Origin of the sequence: Micromonospora sp. NPDC048170 (assembly GCF_040652795.1) — a bacterium.
GTDB lineage: Bacteria > Actinomycetota > Actinomycetes > Mycobacteriales > Micromonosporaceae > Micromonospora.
Genome location: NZ_JBEZMR010000014.1, coordinates 75,898 through 92,945 on the forward strand (window position 1 = coordinate 75,898; position 17,048 = coordinate 92,945).

16 protein-coding genes are annotated in these 17,048 nt (G+C 70.6%); 10 read left to right on the top strand and 6 right to left on the bottom strand.

The window, feature by feature from the left end:
• Positions 1-180 precede the first annotated feature (180 nt).
• The 3 genes from AB0D32_RS19235 to AB0D32_RS19245 all read left to right on the top strand — a co-directional run bounded on the left by AB0D32_RS19235 (position 181) and on the right by AB0D32_RS19245 (position 2,648).
• A complete protein-coding gene (locus AB0D32_RS19235) occupies positions 181-909 on the top strand; it encodes a 4'-phosphopantetheinyl transferase superfamily protein (protein ID WP_357091514.1) in 729 nt (242 codons plus the stop codon).
• 44 nt (positions 910-953) lie between these two features.
• The gene (locus tag AB0D32_RS19240) at positions 954-1,379 is read left to right on the top strand and encodes a VOC family protein (protein ID WP_357091517.1); all 426 of its coding nucleotides are present in this window, start codon (positions 954-956) and stop codon (positions 1,377-1,379) included.
• A 63-nt stretch (positions 1,380-1,442) separates the two neighbouring features.
• Positions 1,443-2,648 (top strand): cytochrome P450, encoded by a 1,206-nt coding sequence (locus tag AB0D32_RS19245; RefSeq protein ID WP_357091519.1) that lies wholly within the window; start codon positions 1,443-1,445, stop codon positions 2,646-2,648.
• 39 nt (positions 2,649-2,687) lie between these two features.
• Here AB0D32_RS19245 and AB0D32_RS19250 read toward each other — a convergent pair whose 3' ends face one another.
• Positions 2,688-3,683, bottom strand: a complete 996-nt coding sequence (locus tag AB0D32_RS19250; protein ID WP_357091670.1) for a methyltransferase — start codon at positions 3,681-3,683, stop codon at positions 2,688-2,690.
• A 28-nt stretch (positions 3,684-3,711) separates the two neighbouring features.
• Complete coding sequence (locus AB0D32_RS19255; protein ID WP_357091522.1) at positions 3,712-4,668, bottom strand: ferritin-like domain-containing protein; 957 nt, start codon at positions 4,666-4,668, stop codon at positions 3,712-3,714.
• A gap of 60 nt (positions 4,669-4,728) precedes the next feature.
• On the opposite strand from AB0D32_RS19255, the gene AB0D32_RS19260 reads away from it, so the two are divergent.
• The 4 genes from AB0D32_RS19260 (at position 4,729) to AB0D32_RS19275 (ending at position 8,229) form a co-directional block, all read left to right on the top strand.
• Positions 4,729-6,027: a condensation domain-containing protein gene (locus tag AB0D32_RS19260; RefSeq protein WP_357091526.1), complete on the top strand. Its 1,299-nt coding sequence runs from the start codon at positions 4,729-4,731 to the stop codon at positions 6,025-6,027.
• Positions 6,028-6,184: 157 nt separating this feature from the next.
• The gene (locus tag AB0D32_RS19265; RefSeq protein WP_357091529.1) at positions 6,185-7,285 is read left to right on the top strand and encodes an LLM class flavin-dependent oxidoreductase; all 1,101 of its coding nucleotides are present in this window, start codon (positions 6,185-6,187) and stop codon (positions 7,283-7,285) included.
• Positions 7,282-7,896: an NAD(P)H-dependent oxidoreductase gene (locus AB0D32_RS19270; protein ID WP_357091531.1), complete on the top strand. Its 615-nt coding sequence runs from the start codon at positions 7,282-7,284 to the stop codon at positions 7,894-7,896. The genes AB0D32_RS19265 and AB0D32_RS19270 overlap by 4 nt, the downstream gene beginning before the upstream one ends.
• 45 nt (positions 7,897-7,941) lie before the next feature.
• Positions 7,942-8,229, top strand: a complete 288-nt coding sequence (locus AB0D32_RS19275) for a phosphopantetheine-binding protein (RefSeq protein WP_357091534.1) — start codon at positions 7,942-7,944, stop codon at positions 8,227-8,229.
• A 69-nt stretch (positions 8,230-8,298) separates the two neighbouring features.
• Here AB0D32_RS19275 and AB0D32_RS19280 read toward each other — a convergent pair whose 3' ends face one another.
• Entirely contained in the window at positions 8,299-9,387 is a 1,089-nt protein-coding gene (locus AB0D32_RS19280) for a methyltransferase domain-containing protein (protein WP_357091537.1), read from the bottom strand.
• A 180-nt stretch (positions 9,388-9,567) separates the two neighbouring features.
• Here AB0D32_RS19280 and AB0D32_RS19285 point away from each other — a divergent pair, with 180 nt between their 5' ends.
• The gene (locus tag AB0D32_RS19285) at positions 9,568-10,704 is read left to right on the top strand and encodes an acyl-CoA dehydrogenase family protein (RefSeq protein ID WP_357091540.1); all 1,137 of its coding nucleotides are present in this window, start codon (positions 9,568-9,570) and stop codon (positions 10,702-10,704) included.
• A 16-nt stretch (positions 10,705-10,720) separates the two neighbouring features.
• On the opposite strand, the gene AB0D32_RS19290 is transcribed toward AB0D32_RS19285, so the two are convergent.
• Together AB0D32_RS19290 and AB0D32_RS19295 are read right to left on the bottom strand one after the other, a co-directional pair.
• Positions 10,721-11,152 (bottom strand): hypothetical protein, encoded by a 432-nt coding sequence (locus AB0D32_RS19290; protein ID WP_357091543.1) that lies wholly within the window; start codon positions 11,150-11,152, stop codon positions 10,721-10,723.
• A gap of 298 nt (positions 11,153-11,450) precedes the next feature.
• Positions 11,451-12,914: an aldehyde dehydrogenase family protein gene (locus AB0D32_RS19295; RefSeq protein WP_357091546.1), complete on the bottom strand. Its 1,464-nt coding sequence runs from the start codon at positions 12,912-12,914 to the stop codon at positions 11,451-11,453.
• A gap of 215 nt (positions 12,915-13,129) precedes the next feature.
• Between AB0D32_RS19295 and AB0D32_RS19300 the strand changes: the two genes are divergently transcribed.
• Positions 13,130-14,818: an MFS transporter gene (locus AB0D32_RS19300; RefSeq protein ID WP_357091549.1), complete on the top strand. Its 1,689-nt coding sequence runs from the start codon at positions 13,130-13,132 to the stop codon at positions 14,816-14,818.
• 231 nt (positions 14,819-15,049) lie between these two features.
• Positions 15,050-15,832, top strand: a complete 783-nt coding sequence (locus AB0D32_RS19305) for a DUF427 domain-containing protein (RefSeq protein ID WP_357091551.1) — start codon at positions 15,050-15,052, stop codon at positions 15,830-15,832.
• A 51-nt stretch (positions 15,833-15,883) separates the two neighbouring features.
• On the opposite strand, the gene AB0D32_RS19310 is transcribed toward AB0D32_RS19305, so the two are convergent.
• A complete protein-coding gene (locus AB0D32_RS19310; RefSeq protein WP_357091554.1) occupies positions 15,884-16,885 on the bottom strand; it encodes a glycoside hydrolase family 25 protein in 1,002 nt (333 codons plus the stop codon).
• Positions 16,886-17,048 lie beyond the last annotated feature (163 nt).

Consider the following 17,048-nt stretch of genomic DNA (forward strand, 5'->3'; position numbering starts at 1 on the left):
TCGGATCGGTGTCGACGGCAACGTCCACTGTCGCGTCTCCTCAGTAAGCCTCTACCACGTCTCCGGTCGGCTGGCGCTAAGCTATCAGCGACTTGCGACTCGGGTCTAGAGATAGTCGGTAATACTCGGAAAGGCTCGCCACAGAAGGCGAGGCAAAGCGCCGGCGGACGGGGGAACGGCGTGGGCGAGCGGCTCGGCAGCGGCGAGTGCCTGGTCTGGCGGTGCCCCGCCGGTCCGCTCCCCGAGCAGCTGCACGCCCTGCTCGACGACGCCGAACAGGCGCGGGCGCGGCGGCTGGGTCATGACGCGGCCCGCACCCGCTTCGTGGCAGGCCGCGTCGCGGCGCGGCTGCTGGCCGCCCGGTACGCCGGCACCACGCCACGCGAGGTCGTCTTCTCCTCGACCTGTCGACACTGCGCCGGCCCGCACGGCCGGCTGGAGGTGCACACCCGTGCGGGCGTGCTGCACGTGTCGGTGTCGCACTCGGCCGAGCGGATCCTGGTGGCGATCGCCCGCGACACGGTCTGCGGCGTGGACATCGAGCGGGTGGCCCTGCGTGGCGGCCGGATTCCCGTCTCGGCACTCTCCCCCGTCGAGCGTCGGGTGCTGGCCGACCTGCCGCAGCCGCGGCGACTCGCCGCGTTCATCCGGTACTGGACCCGCAAGGAGGCCATCCTCAAGGCGACCGGGGACGGCCTCGTGCCGTCGCCGGCCGACCTCACCGTCAGCGCCCCGGATGACCCCGCACACCTTTTGAGCTGGGAAAACCGTCCGCCGCCGCACATCAGCGTGCACCTGAGCGACCTGGCCGTCGGCGACGACTACCGGGGCGCGCTGGCCTCGCTCGGCCGGCCACTGTCGGTTGTCGAGCATGATGTTGACCCTCGCGTAGAGGCAAGTCACCTATGATGACCGCACCGCACAGATCGACTCCATACGCGAGAAGAGGCTTCATGTCGGAACGATCGTTCTCTCCGGTCATCCCCTTCCTCCGCTACCAGGACCCGACGGCTGCCGTCGACTGGCTCGTCAACGCGTTCGACCTGGAGCGTTTCGACGTCACCGAGGTTGACGGCAAGGTGGTGCACGCCGAGCTGAGCTGGGGCAACGCCACGATCCAGCTCGGCGGTGGCGGTCCGCACGACACGCTGGGCATGGTCAGCCCGCGCGAGCTGCCCGCGACCAGCGGTGGCGTCTACATCTGCGTCGGCGACGCGGCGGACGTCGACAAGCACTACGAGCGGTCGGTGCAGGCCGGCGCCAAGCTGGTCTACGAGCTGCACGACACCTCGTACGGCTCTCGCGACTACGGGGTCTACGACCTCGAGGGTCACGTCTGGTGCTTCGGCAGCTACCTGCCTCGTGAAGCATCGGCGTAGGGTTCTCAACAAACACGCGTAAACACTTGCCCGGGCGGCGGGTTCGGGCCAAGACTGGCAGGCATGGATGCCTCCGGTCTGCCGCCCAGGTTCGACGCGCTCGACCCCGCCGTCCTGGAAGATCCCTATCCGACCTACGCCCGGCTGCGCGAGGCCGGGCCGCTGTGCCGGGTCGGCCCCGGCAGCTGGGGCGTCACCCGTCACGCCGACGTCGTGGCGTTGCAGCGCGACCCCCGCCTCGGCAGCGAGTTCCCCGAGGCTTACCACCACCTGTCCGTGGGCGAGGGGCCGGCCAGCCACTTCTTCCAGCGCATCATGCTCTACCGCGACCCGCCGGACCACGTGCGGTTGCGGCGGCTGATGAGTGGCGCCTTCACCCCGGCCGTGGTGCGGCGCATGCGCGGCTACATCGAGCGGACCGTGGACCAGCTCCTGACCCCGGCGCTGGAGACCGGCACCTGCGACGTGGTGCGCGATCTGGCGTACCCGTTGCCGGTGCTGGTGGTGTCCACGTTGATGGGCATCCCGCCCGAGGCCCACGACGACGTACGGCTGCACGCCATGCGGCTCGGACGGGCATTCAGCGCCATCGTTCCCGCAGACGCCCGGGGCGCGGCGCACGAGTCCGTGGAGTGGCTGCGCAAGTACATCGGCGGCCTGCTCGACGAACGCCGCGCAGCGCCCGGCGACGACCTGCTGTCGGCGCTGTTGCAGGCCGAGGACGACGGGGACCGGCTGAGCCACGACGAGATCGTGGACAACACCGTCTTCTCGTTCTTCGCCGGTTTCGAAACCACCGTCCACCTCATCACCAACGGGTTCGCCGCGCTGCTGCGGGCGCCGGACCAGTTCGCCCTCCTGCGCGCCGACCCCGGCCTGGTGCCCGGCGCGGTGGAAGAGTTCCTCCGCTTCGAGGCACCCATCCAGGGCACCGCCCGACTGGTGCGGGAACCGGTACGAATCGGGTCGCGCACCATACGGGCCGGGCGGGTGCTGGTGCTGATGCTCGGCTCGGCGAACCACGACGAGGCGGTCTTCCGGTCCCCCGGCACGCTGGACGTCACCCGCAGTCCGAACCCGCACGTCACCTTCGGCGGCGGCGGCCACCTGTGCCTGGGCGCGTTCCTGGCCCGTACGGAGGCGCAGGTCGTCTTCGACTGGGTGCTACGCCGCACCCGCTCGGTGGAGCAGGCCGGCGAACTGGTCCGGGAGACCGACACGCCGTTCCGCGCCTTCGCCCACGTGCCGCTGGCCGTCCGGCCCGCCTGACGCTGGTGGCATCCCGCCGGGCCGCCGAGCGGGGCCGGATCAGGCCGGCGTGGCGGCCAGGATGGTCAACGTAGCCGTCGGCCGGACGCTGTCCAGCCGCAGCCCGGCACGGCCGAGCAGGGTCGCGGTCTCCTCGGCCGTGCGGTGGGTGCCGCCGGTGAGCACCAACGTGTGCACGTCGTACAGCTTCGCCACGTCGTAGGTGTCCCCGGGCGGCAGGACGGCCTCCAGCAACAGCAGGCGGCTGTCCGGTCGCATGGCCTCCCGGACCCGGCGGAGCACCGCCACCACCTGGTCGTCACCGAAGCCGGGCAGCACCGTCTTGAGCAGGTACGCGTCCGCGTCGGCGGGCAGCGCGTCGAAGAAGCTGCCGGGGACGATCTCGCACCGGTCGCGCACCCCGGCCTCGGTCAGGACCCGCTCCGCCGCGGCGACGACGTGAGGCAGGTCCAGCAGCGTGCCGCGCATCGCGGGGTACCGCGCGAGCAGGCCGGCGAGGAACCCGCCGTCACCTCCGCCGACGTCGACCACGTGGGACAGCTCTCCCCACGGGTGACAGGGCAGCACGGTACGCAGGTGCAGTCGGGTGATCGCGTGCATCCAGCGGTCCACCCGCCGGCTCTCGTCCGGGTTCCCGGCCAGGTGGCTCCAGTAGTCCGTGCCGTGCGCCCGGTCGAAGGCGGCCTCGCCGGTGCGCAGGCTGTGCGGCAGCATCGCCCACGCCTGCACGTCGGAGGCGAGCAGCGTGTAGACGGCGCGCATCGACATCGGGTGGTCGCTGCGCAGCGGCTGGGCCAGGGGGGTCAGGGCGAACACCTCCGGCTCGGGTTCCGTGAAGATGCCCTTGGCCGCCAGCGCCCGCAGCGCCCGGCACAGTGACTGCTCGTGCGCACCGACCTCGGCGGCGAGCTCGGCCACCGGCCGGGGTCCGTCGGTGAGCAGGTCGGCGACGCCCAGGTCGCTTACCGCCCGCACCGTCATCGGCACGATGACATCGGTCAGCTCCGCCAGCCGCATCAGCGACGCCAGGTCCATCGGCGGCCGCTGCCGGACGCCCGTTCGCTCAGCCACCGCGCCTGCCCTCCACGAATTGGATCAGTTCCAGCCGGACGAGCCCGTCCCGCACGCGCGGGGTCATCAGTCCGATCTGGTCCAGCGCCCGTCCCACCCGGGAGAAGATGGCCTGCCGGTAGGCGACCATCAGCTCGTTGCGGGCGGCGAAGTCGAGTCCCTCGGCCATCGGGATCTCCATACGGTCCCAGATGTCGCCGAGCAGGAACCGCCGACGGATCAGGGCGGCGGACTCCAGCACCAGTTCCTCCCGCTCGGTCCGCTCGCGAGAGGTCATCTCGTCGTACAGGCCACGCAGCGACAGCACGCCGAACGACACGTGCCGGGCTTCGTCCCGCGCCACGAGGCCGGTGATCTGCTTGATCAGCGGGTCGTGGAAGGTGCTGTGGGCCAGCCGGAACGCGGCCATCGCCAGCGCCTCGACCATGATCTGCATGCCCAGCGCGATGACGTCCCAGCGGTTGTCTTCGAGGATGTCGGTCAGCAGCAGCTCCAGCGGCTCGGAGATCGGGTACGGCCGCTGGATCTTCTCCCCCAGGTAGCGGGAGAAGACCTCCACGTGGCGCGCCTCGTCCACCGCCTGGGTCGTGGCGTACAGCTTGCTGTCGAGTCCCGAGACGATCTCCACCAGCCGGGCGGCGACCACCATGGCAGCCTGCTCACCGTGCAGGAACTGGCTGACCATCCACGCCTGGAGTTCCCAGCGGAACTCGTCCCAGGCCGGCCGGCCCCGCGCGGCCAGCGGGGAGGCGGCGAATCCGGCCATGGCGAAGGCGGAGTCGTCGGGCAGCGGCGCCCCGAAGGGTACGTCGAGGTGCCAGTCGATCTCCTCGACACTCCACTGCGCCTGCTTGGCGCGCTGGTAGAGCGAGCCGGTGCGGGTGTCGGAGGACTCGTAGTTCCAGTTGAGCCGGGCGTCCTGGGTGGAACGCACTACCAACTCGCTCATAGCAGCAAAGACTAGTTCGCCAGGCACGCAAAGCCAACGACAAAAGCTATCCTGCTGTCTGTGGAAGCACGCGAGACACCAGCGTCGGTCTCCCAACGACTGTTGTGGATGATCAAGCACTACCGGTCGGACTTCGGCGCGCTGAACTGCCCGGTCGTCTGCCGCGTCGTCGGGGTCCTGGACGAGCGGGCGTTGCAGGCGGCGGTCGACCAGCTCGTGGTCCGGCACGAGGCGTTGCGGACGACGTTCCACGGCCGCGGTGCGCGTCTCGTACAGCGCGTGCACGCCCCACGCCCGCAGCCGCTGGCCTGGGCCGACGCGGCGGCGGGCGAGTCGGCGGACGCGGCGCTGGCCCGGGAGCTCCAGACGCCGATCGACCCCGGGCAGTGGCCGGCGCGGGCCAGCGTCTGGCGGGTCGGCCCGACCGAGCACCTGTTCTGCCTCAACCTGCACCACCTCGTCACCGATGCGTGGTCCACCGGCATCCTGCTGCGCGACCTGGTTGCCTGCTACGACGCCGCCTGCGGCGGGGCCGGCGTCGGAACACCCGCGGGTTGGCAGATGTCCCGCTTCGCGCAGGCGCAGCAGGACCTGCTGGCCTCGGACCGGCTCGCCCGGTACCAGCGGTACTGGCGACGCCAGCTGGAGGGCAGCCAGATCCCCCGGCTCGACTCGCTCTATCCGGCCGCGGATGCCACCGACGCGGCGGCCGGTGCGACCCGATCCGTCGCGGCGGAGCTCCCGGCCGCGACGGTGGCCGGGCTGCGCGAGCTGGCGAGGCGGGAGAAGACGACGATGTTCACGGTGTTGCTGGCGGCCTTCCACGCCCAGCTGCACCGCCTGACCGGTCAGCCCGACCTGGCGGTCGCGTCGATGTTCGCCAACCGGTCCCGGCCCGAGGTACGCGACACCGTCGGCCTGCTCGCCGGCATGGTGCTGCTGCGCGCCCAGGTCGCCCGTCAACACAACTTCGCCGACCTGGTACGCCACGTGCACGGCGCGGTGATCAGCGCGTTCGCGTACCAGGATCTGCCCTTTCACCTGCTGCCGACCGGCATCGTCGACACCGGCGGCGGGCGGGCCGACGACGTGATGTTCAACGTGATGTCGCCCATGCGGCATGACCTGACCGGCGGCGGCGCGCGCTTCGAGCTGGTGGTTCCTACGGAGATCGGCAGCCGCTTCCCGTTCGAGCTGGCCCTGGCCCCGGTGGGCGAGCACCGGGTGCAGGCCGTGCTGTTCCGCGCCGGAGGTTGGGCCGACCCGGCGCTCGGGCAGGACTTCCTGGCCGGGTACCTGGACGTGGCGGCAGCGGCGGCGCACCGTCCGGAGGTTGCGCTGCCGTCGCCCGGACGGTGACGGGTCACGGCAACGGTATTGACAGCGTCACAGGCATCCTGAGAACCTTCCATCACATACTCGTAAATGCGCGCGGATAGCAGGAAAGACAAGTGCTCACGGGGATGGCAGGTCAATCCGGGGCCGGTCGGCCGGCCCGAGGCGGAAGGGACCGTTGATGACACTGCGACTGCACTGGTTCCTGCCATTGCACGGCGACGGCCGGGAGGTGGCCAAGAGCGCGGACGGGGTGGCCGGGACCAGGAACATCCGGCGGGAGCCGGAGCTGAACTATCTCAGCCAGGTCGCCCAGGCCGTCGACGGGCTCGGCTTCGCCGGCGCGTTGGTGCCGACCGGCCTGTTCTGTGAGGATCCCTGGCTGGTGTCCGCGGCGCTGTCGCAGCAGACGCGCAACATGCACTTCATGATCGCCTGCCGGCCCAGCGCGCTGCCGCCGATGGTGTGCGCCCAGTCGGCCGCGACGTTCCAGCGGCTCTCCGGCAGCCGGCTGATGCTCAACATCGTCACCGGCGGGGACGCCGACGAGCAGCGGCGCTACGGCGACTGGCTCGACCACGACGAACGCTACGCCCGCACCGAGGAGTTCCTCGACGTCTTCCACCGCGCCTGGCGCGGCGAGCCGTTCGACTTCCACGGCGAGCACTACCAGATCAAGGCCGGGATGCTGAGCCGGCCCCACGACACCCGGCCGACGATCCTGCTGGGCGGCTCGTCCGCGGCGGCGCAGCGGGTGGCCGCCGCGCACGCCGACGTCTACCTGGCGTGGGGCGAGCGCCCGGACGGGCTGGCCACCCTCACCAGCCGGGTCACCGAGCTGGCCGCCGAGCGGGGCCGCAGCGTCGAGTTCGGCACCCGGTTCCACGTCATCAGCCGGGACACCGCGCAGGAGGCGTGGGCGGTGACCCGCCGGCTGCTCGACGGCATGGATGCCAGCCGGATCGCCGACGCCCAGCGACGGTTCCGCCGCACCGACTCGGAAGGGCAACGCCGGATGGCCGCCCTGCACGACGGGCGGACCGACGACCTGGAGGTGTACCCGAACGTGTGGGCGGGTTACGGCCTGGTCCGCCCGGGCGCCGGCGCCGCACTGGTCGGCAGCCACGAGCAGGTGGCCGAGCGGATAGCGGAGTACCACGCGCTGGGCATGACCCATCTCATCCTCTCCGGGCAACCCCACCTTGAGGAGGCGTACAACTTCGCCGAGGGCGTGCTGCCGCTGCTGCGGCGTCAGGGGCTGCTCGGACGGGAGGCGTCGTGACGGACCGGAGCACGCTGGTGGAGACGACACTGCTGCTGGGCAGCCCCCGTGCGGGCTCCCGTACCAGCGGTATCGCCACCCGGCTGGTGGAGCAGCTGTCGCTCGCCCTCGCCGGGGAGGGCGTCGAGATCGCCGGACCGGACATCGTCGACCTCGCCGACATCGGCGCCGCGCTGCCGCTGCGCGCCAGTCGCAGCGTGCCACTGGGGCCGGAGACAGAACGTGCCCTGGGCCTGGTCCATCGCCCAGGCCTGCTGGTGGTGGTCAGCCCGACGTTCAAGGGCACCTACACCGGCCTGCTGAAGCTGTTCCTGGACATGCTTCCGATGGACGGGCTGGCCGACTGCGTCGCCGTCGGCGCGATGACCGCCGGATGGGCCAAGCACCGTGGCGCCGGGGACCAGTACCTGCGCCCGCTGCTGACGGAACTCGGCGCGACCGCGCCGGTGCCCTGCCTGTCGATCCTCGAAGACGAGTTCGAGGACGTGCCAGAGGTCGTCGCGGCGTGGTCGCGCCGTTGGGCGCCCACGCTCGGGGCGGTGGTGCGCCACCAGCGCCACAGCTTCTCCGCCCCTCGTGTCCACCCGCTGACCGGCGCTCGGGCCTCCTGAGCGACCCATGAAACCGCCACGCCAGCAGCACAGAGGAGATCGACCATGACCGAGCAGACCGCTCCCGCCCGCCGCACCGAGGAAGAGATCCGCGCTACCGTGACGGCGGTCATCTCCGACATGGCGCCGAAGGACGGCGTGGAGGTGACGGCGCAGTCCCACCTCATCAAGGACCTGGGCTACCACTCGCTGGCCCTGATGGAGGTGGCGTTCGCCATCGAGGACGAGTTCGACCTCGATCCCATCGACGAGGACACCGCGCGCAAGATCACCACCGTCGGGGCCGTGCAGGATCTGGTGGTCCAGCGACTCGCGGAGCGCGACGGAGCCTGAGCAGGGGTCGGGTAGGGTCCGGGTCGGCCCGGACCCCCTCCCGTACCAGCGGACCCGGCGGCGGGCGGATCAGCCCGTCAGTCGGTAGAGCCGGTGGAAGCGGTCGTCGACGGCCAGGATCGTCATCCCCGAGAAGCCTGCCTTCAACGCCAGCTCGCGCACCATTCCGGGGCGCAACACCGTGCCGGTGCCCGTCGAGCCCTCCCCGGTAAGGCTCGCCGGCAGGCAGTGCAGCACGCTCGTGCCGTACTGGAACCGCTCCACGTCGTCGCCGGGGGCCGTGAAGGCCGGTGCGACCTTGGCGTCCATCACGAGCACGGCGCCGTCGGCGGCACGCAACTGCCGGCACGCCTGGAGCACGGCGACCGGCTGGGACACCTCGTGCAGCGCGTCGAAGAGGCACACCAGGTCGTACTCGCCCGCCAACTGCGGGTCGGCGGCGTCGCGACAGGCGAAGCGGACCCGGTCGGCGACACCCGCCTCGGCGGCGTGCCGCTCGGCCTGCCGCAGGGCGGCTCCGTCGAGGTCCAGGCCGGTCACCTCGGCATGCGGGTACGCACGCGCCAGCGCGATGCTCGACCAGCCGGTCCCGCAGGCGACATCGGCGATGCGCTGCCCGGGCGCGGCGAGGCGGGCGTGCACGTCGGGCATCTGCTCGGCGATCCAGCCTGCGAGCTGGTGGGCGAACAGGGCCCGGTTGGCGCCGGAGTGGCCGTCGCGCCAGTCCACGCCGAACACGTCGTCGGGAACCCCCGCACCGCTGCGGTAGGCCGCCACGAGGTCCGGTAGGGCGGCGGCGACACCGCCGAGGGGCAGCACGGCGAGGGAGGCCAGCGACATCGGGTCGTCCGAGACCGTCAGGACGGCGGCATGCCCGGCGGGGAGTCGGTACGCGCGGCGTTCGGCCGGTAGCCGTACGTCGTCGGTTTCGACGATGCCGCAGACGGCCTGCTGCTCCAGCCACTCCCGGGCGTACCGGGGGGCGACGTCGGCGGCCCGGGCCAGCTCGTCCGGGCGCAACGGCCCCGGCGCGGCGGCCAGCGCCTCGTACAACCCGAGCTTGACCCCCAGGTACGCCGACAGCAACTCCTGCGTGGCGAGAAGAGACCTCCACATTCTCATCGCGAACACGTGTGTCTGCGCGTCAGACGCCGTCATGAGACACCTCCTCGGGCAGCCCGGCTGTGCTTGCAGAGTGTCTACACACAACACTCCTATGCCTGTTGCACGATACATGCAGACAGTAGAATGGTCATCGGTCGTTTCCGAGCCGCCTGCGGTGGACGAGGCAGGCGCGGCACTCGGACCGGCACCCCAGACCGGAGGGCGAGAATCGGCATGACGACTCTGCAACTGGTCCGTGATCTCCTCCCGGAGATCGTCAAACACGCCGACGAGGTCGAGCGGGTCCGGGGGCTCCCGGACCATCTGTTCGACGGGCTGCGCGCGGCAGGTTGCCTGAGCATGCTCGCACCCGTGGAGCACGGCGGCGCCGGCCTGAGCGTGCCGGACACACTGCGGGTCGTCGAGACGTTGGGCACGGCGGACGGGTCGGTGGCCTGGCTGGTCGGCCAGGTCGCCCTGTCTCAGCTCATCATCGGCTGCGCGCCGGCGGCGACCGTCGCGACGATCTTCGCCGACGGCCCGGACGTCTACGCCGCCGGCGCGGTGGCGCCCAAGGGCCGGGCCACCACGGTCGACGGAGGGTGGCGGATCTCCGGCCAGTGGCCGTTCGTCACCGGCTGCGAACGCGCCGCCTGGGTCTACCTCAACTGTGTCCTGGTACGGGGGCGCGCGGTGGCGTTGGACGACGGCCGGCCCGCTACCCGGATCATGCTGCTGCCCGCCGCGGACGTCACCGTGGTCGACACCTGGCACACCCTGGGCCTACGCGGCACGGGCAGCCACGACCTCGCCGTCTCCGGCGGCTACTGCCCTGCGGAGCGGGCCGTGGAGCTGGTGCCCGGTTCGGCGGGCGCGGCGCGGGCGACGATGAGCATCGCGCAGTCCAGCCTCATCATCGCGGCGGCGGCGCTGGGCATCGCCGAGGCGGCCCTGCGGGACGTCGTCGACCTGGCGGCGGGCGGCAAGCGGCCGGCGCTGAGCGCGACGCGGCTGGCGTCCTCGGCCGCCTTCCAGGAGCGGCTGGGCGAGGCTCGGATGGTGGTGCAGGCGGGTCGGGCGCTGCTCTACGACCAGGCCGGGGACGAGTGGGGCGGGTTCGCGGGTCCGGATGCGGCGCTGCGGCGAGCGCAGGTCCGGGCTGCGGCCGCGCAGGCGACCGCTCTGGCGGTCAGGGCGACCGACGCGGCCTTCGAGTTGGCCGGCGGGTCGGCGGTGTACGACTCGTCTCCCCTGTCCCGGCGGCTACGGGACGTCAACACCGCTCGGCAGCACTTCGTGGCCAGTCGCAACTCCTACACGGCCTTCGGTGCGCACCTGGTCGGCGAGGGCGGTGACGGCGGCCCGCTCTGACCGGCGGGACTCAGGGTCACTTCACGCTGGGGATGACACCCTTGCGTCGCAGCCGGGTGATCCACCCCTGGGCGGTGTGGGTGGGCACGCCGTAGTGTTTGGCGACACCGGTGACGGTACGGTTCTTGAGATAGATGTCCTTGAGCTCACTCGGGTCCGGCATACGACGGTAGGCGCGGTCCGACTTCGCCACCCGGCTCGGCGTGGTGACGCGGTAGGGCCTGGTGGCGTCCGAAGCTTCGGCCGACCCGGCGGCGACTGCGGGACGCTTCGCGGCGAACGCCTGCATCAGCAGGTCCAGGTCGACCTGAAGCAGGTCGGCAGCACCGAGCTTGACGTCCTCCGCGACGCGGACGGTCAACTCCTTGATGTAGACCTGGCCGTCCTCGGCGAACACGCGCATCGTGGTGCGGGAGGACTCCTCTCCAGCGTCTTTCTCACCAAGCACCGGTGTGATCGTGACGATGTACTGAGCCATTGTCTCTGCCCTTCTCCCCTACCAACAGCCGGTATCCGCGAGGCGCTAAGACACAATCTCATACGTTGCGTTGATTTAGTTGGCCGTTCCGGACGCACACACCAAACCCTCGACACTCCTAAGCGACACCATCATAACGGAAAGCGACTCTGAGACCCACCATCGACACCGATGGTTGCCAAAGGATCACTTCGCGTATGATGGGCGCGAAAGACGCGCTCCCCGAAACTCCCTCGTGTTATCAAGATCACCCAGGTCGTGGTGGCGTTCAGACTGGTATCCACACGTTCTTCGGCCGGAGAAACTCGCGCAGACCGGCGAGACCGCCGATACGCGCGGAACCACTCTGCTTCACCCCGCCGAACGGCGCCGACGGCATCAGGCCCGGTGCTCCGTTGACCCATACGCTGCCGGCTGCGACGGCCCGGCTGACCCGGTGGGCGCGACGCAGGTCGTTGGTGTGCAGGTATGCCCCCAGGCCGTACCGGGTGGCGTTGGCCAGCCCCACCGCCTCTTCCTCGGTGTCGAAGCTCGACACCGCCAGCACCGGCCCGAACACCTCCTCCTGAACGAGCTCGGTGTCGCAGTCGGCGTCGACGAAGACCGTGGGCTCCACGAAGAAGCCGTCGGCGAGGTCCCCGCCGCAGCGTCCGCCACCCGCCAGCAGCCGCGCGCCGGTCTCGCGGGCCCGGTCGATCACACCGAGGATCCGGTCGCACGCCTGCCGGGAGACCACGGGACCCATCACGGTGGTCTCGTCGGCCGGGTCGCCCACCCGGACGCGGCGCAGCCGCGAGGTCAACGTCTGAAGCACCTGCTCGCGGACGGCGGAGTGCACCAGCAGGCGAGTGCCGTTCGCACAACCCTGCCCCGACAGGGCCACCACGCCGCTCATCGCGTACCGCGCCGCCGATCGGAGGTCGGCGTCGTCGAAGATGAGGTGCGGGGACTTGCCGCCCAGCTCCAACGCCACCGGCGTCAGGTTCCGGGCCGCCTCGGTGAGCACCTGCCGGCCGGTCGCCGCACTGCCGGTGAAGTGCACCTTGTCGACGCCAGGGTGCCCTGCCAGGGCCGCCCCGGCCGGCGGCCCGCCGGGCACGACCACCACCACCCCCTGCGGCACCCCCGCCTGCACCGCCAGCTCGGCGAACCGCTGACCGACGAAGGGCGCCAACTCCGACGGCTTGACCACGACGGCGTTGCCGGCCGCGAGCGCCGGACCGAGCAGTTGCGCCATCGACATCAGTGAGCCGTTCCACGGGATGATGCCGGCCACCACGCCGTACGGCTCGTCGAGGGTGTAGTCCAGGCTGCGCCCGGGCCAGGTGGGCACCACCTCGCCGCCGATCTTGTCGCACCATCCGGCGTAGTACCGCAGGTGGTCGGCCGCCAGCGCCGGCAGCCGCCGCGCGAGTTGCGTCGGCAGGCCGATCTCCAGGCTCTGCAACGCGGCGAGAGACTCGGCGTGGACGAGCAGCAGGTCGGCCAGCCGCAGCAACGCGTCGCGCCGGACCTCGGCCGAGCTGTCCCGCCACCGGGGCAGACTCTCCCGGGCCAGTGCCACAGCCTGGTCGATCTCGGCCGGTCCGGCGAGTACGACCTGCGTCGTCGGCTGCCCGGTCGCGGCGTAGACGTGTTCCGTCCGCCCGCCGGAGGACTCCACCACCCGCTCCCCGCCGATCCACAGCGCCGGCTCGGGCAACAGGTGCGTGGGTGGTTCGCTCATTCCCATCGCGCGCTCCTCACGTCGAGGCGTGTCATCGGTTGTACGTGCCTTTCAGAATCCCATCAAGGCATCGCAGGAAACCAGAGGTATCTTTGATGGACACTCACACACACCGTAGATAACCTGTCTCCCAGCAACCGAAGCGGCAGCGGTGTCCGCGCTGGTCGCACCGCCTTCCCAGCCGGCAAAGACGCGTAAAAACGATCATGGAAGGTACGCGAATGACACCATCGAGGACGCGACCGTCGCCCAGTCCTGCGGAGACCCCTGCGAAGCCGGCTCCGATCGCCGGTCGGGCGCGGTCCATCGCCCTCTTCGCCGTTCTGGTCGGCCTGCTGCTCGACCTGCTCGACATCGTGATCGTCAACGTCGCCCTGCCGACCATCCAGGAGGACATCGGCGCCACCAGCTCGAACATGCAGTGGATGGTGGGCGGGTACACCCTCGCCTTCGCCACCATGCTGGTGACCGGTGGCCGTCTCGGCGACATCTACGGCCGTAAGCGCGTCTTCATCATCGGCATGATCGGGTTTGCCACCGCCTCGCTCGTCGCAGGGATCGCGGACAACCCGGAACAGCTGATCGTGGCCCGCTTCGTGCAGGGCGGCATGGGTGCACTCATGGTCCCGCAGGTGCTGTCGATCCTCCAGGTCATGTATCCGCCCAATGAGCGGGGCCGCGCCTTCTCCGCGCTGAGCATCGTCTTCGCCGTCGGCACGGTGGGCGGCCCCATCGTGGGCGCCCTGCTCACCGCCGTCGACGTCGCGGGCCTCACCTGGCGCACGATCTTCCTGGTGAACCTCCCCATCGCCGTGGTGTGTCTCCTGATCACCGCGAAGCTGGTTCCCGAGTCCAAGGGCGAGTCGGCCCAGCGGCTGGACGTGAAGGGTGCCGTCCTGGTGGGTCTCGGCATGCTGCTGCTGGTGTTCCCGCTCATCCAGGGACCGCAGCAGGGCTGGCCGGCGTGGACGCTCGTCAGCCTGGCCGCCTCGATGCTGGCCTTCGCCGCACTGGTTGTGGTGCAGCGCCGCCGAACGGACTCGCCGCTCATCCCGATGTCGCTGTTCTCCCACCGCTCCTTCCGCGGCGGCCTCGCCGTCTCCCTGTTGTTCATGAGCGGTGTCATGCCGTTCTTCCTGGTCAACACCCTCTACCTACAGTTCGGGCAGGGTTTCTCGGTAATCAAGGCCGGCCTGATCGGCGTACTGTGGGGCTTCGCCGTCCCCCTGTTCACCGCCATCTCCGCCCGCCGCATCACGCCGAAGCTCGGGCGGCTCGGCCTGCAGTTCGGGTTGGTCATGCTGATCGCGGCGATGGTCATCCTGATCACCGTGATCCACCGGTTCGACACCGTCACCCCATGGGCGCTCGCCCCCGGGCTGATCCTCGGCGGCGCGGGTATGGGCATGACCTTCGCCCCGCTGCTCACCTACACGCTCAACGACGTGCCACTGGACAGCGCGGGGGCAGCCTCCGGGGTGTTCAACACGGTGCAGCAGATGGGCGCCGCCATCGGCATCGCCCTGAGCAGCATGGTCTTCTTCATCGCCCTGGCTGTCCAGTCCCCCGCCGTCGGCGACGACCTCCGGAGCACGGTCAGGGACGAACTGGCGGCCCGCGGCCTGCCCGTGGCGACCGTCGACGCCGCCGCCGACAACGCGCGGGCCTGTTTCAACGAGCGGATCGAAGCCGCCAACCCGATCGCCGACCTGGAACCGTGCCGCGCCGTGGCGTCCCAGTCGGGGGGCGGCGCAGACGTCGCAGACCGGCACGACGAGCTGCAGTTCACCGCGAACCGCACCGCCTACCAGCAGACCACCGTACGGGCGCTGGTCTACCAGATCGTCGTATTCGCGCTGGCCATCGCCGCCAGCTTCCTGCTACCCCGCCGCGTCGAGCACCAGGGCTGAGCCGGGCTCGTCCGGTGCCCGAGTCGGGTCCGCCGCCAACTGTGGCTGCGGACCCGACGGGCATCCGGCGATCATCCGCGGCCGATGCTTCCGCTCGTCGCCCGAACCGGGTCGCTCCCCTCGCTCGGTGCCAACGCGTGTGTAGGATTTCGGGAGAGCGGTAGAGACTCGAAAATACAAGCTTTGACAGTGAAACACGTGGACCCGCGCGTGTTGTCGAGGGGGTTGCCCATGCTCACGCCCGCACCGCGTTTCGCCCCGCCGGAGGACAGGCTCACCTACCACCACAGCGAGCGGTGGGTCCGCGGCAGCATCGGCGAGGTCGTCGTCGTGGACAGTCGGCGACCGCTGCTGGTCTGGGAGCCCGGGCTGCCCGTGCCGTTCTACGCCTTCGCGCTGACCGACGTGGTCGGTGGGACGCTGCGGCCCGCCGCGCAGCCGCCGACGCCCGCTAGCCGGGCCGGCAGCAGTTTCCACGACCTGACCGTCAACGGGCTGACTCTTCCCAACGTCGCCTGGACCTACCCCGGGGATGTCTTCTCCGAGACCGTGTGCCTCGCCTGGCGGGACTGGTTCGGTCACGGCATCGAGCGATGGTACGAGGAAGACGAACAGATCTTCGTGCACCCACGTGATCCGTTCTCTCGCGTCGACTCGCTGCCGAGCTCAAGGCATGTGGTCGTCAAGCACGAGGGAGTCGTTCTCGCCGACACCCGCAGCCCGGTGCTGCTCTTCGAGACCGGTCTGCCCACCCGCTACTACATCCCCGCCGACGACCTGGTCCAGGAGCTGTTGCTGCCCTCCGACCACCGCACCCTCTGCCCGTACAAGGGAGTCGCCTCGTACTGGTCGCTGGGCGACGTACCCGGGCCCGACGGGCGCGACATCGCCTGGTACTACCCCGACCCGCTGCCCGGCGTGGCCAACATCGCCGGATTGACCGCGTTCTACCCGGACCGGGTGACGATCCTGGTGGACGGTGAGTCGGTCGGTCCGAACACGGCACGCCGGTGAGCCGCGTCGCCTCCGCTCCCGGGAACTGGGCGGGCTGGGGCCGGCTGAGAGTCAGTCCCACTGGTCCTGGTTGAGGAACCGGGCGAAGCCTCGCCAGGAGTTCGGCCCCATCGCACCGTCGATCGGGCCGGTGTAGCCCCAGCCGGAGGCGAGGCGCTGCACCGCCTTCCAGGTGTTCGTTCCCGGTGCGCCGTCGATCGGGCCGGTGTAGCCGGAGGTGATCCGCAACCAGTTCTGTGCGCGCATCCACATGATCGGCCCGGCGACGCCGTCCTGCTCGGTCGCGGTCTTGGGCAGCGGGTCGTCCACGGGCGGGTCGATCGGTCCGCCCGTGACGATCTCGAAGGCTCCGGGCTTGGCCACGTTCAGGTCCACCCGGGCGATACCGCCGGTCGAGCCCGACGAGGTGTACTGGTGCGCGCCCCAGGTCGGGTAGGCGCCGCCCAGATTCGGCTCGCCGGGGTAGTTGCCGTTGTTGGCGCCCCACGACGCCACCCACAGCTTCACACCAGCGGCGATCGTCCGTGGCCACGTTCCGGAGCGCAGGTCTGCCGCGCCCATGTAAAGCCAGGGAACGTGGTCGCCGATCCGTTCGCGCATCCGCTGGAAGAACGCCGTGGCCTCGGTGTCGCTCCACAACCGCGTCGAGTCGTCGAGCACCTCGTTGTCCAGCGCGATCACGTCGCCGGGCCGATAGTCGTGCAGGTGTGTGGCGAAGTAGTCGGCGGCCTGCGCCGGGGTCTGGAAGTCTCCGGCCAGCCAGTAGTGGCCGACCCTGAGCCCCGCCGCCCGCGCGCCGTTCACCTGGGTCGCGTACTGCGAGCCGATGTACGGGCCGTCCGACAGCTGTGACCCACCAGCCTTCACGATCACGAACTGGTGGCCGTCGGCACGGACGTCGGTGAAGTCGATGCCCGCCTGCCAGGTGGAGATGTCGATGCCGGACAGCGTGCCGGGCGGCGTCGCCGCGACGGCGGGGGTCGCCGCGATGCCCGCTGGCAGCGCGAGGCCGACTGCGACCGCCAGTGCGAGTCGCCCGAGGAAAGCGGTCACGGTAAGTCTCCTCCTGAAGATCCTGTGCCACAGGCTAGCGAAGAGATCACCGGATTACATCATCTCCCGTCGATTGATTGCGAAGGCGCCGAGCGGATGCTCTGGGGGTACGCATCGGACCGCTCGGAGGCGCGGAGGGTGGTCGACTCGACTCCCTGGAGGC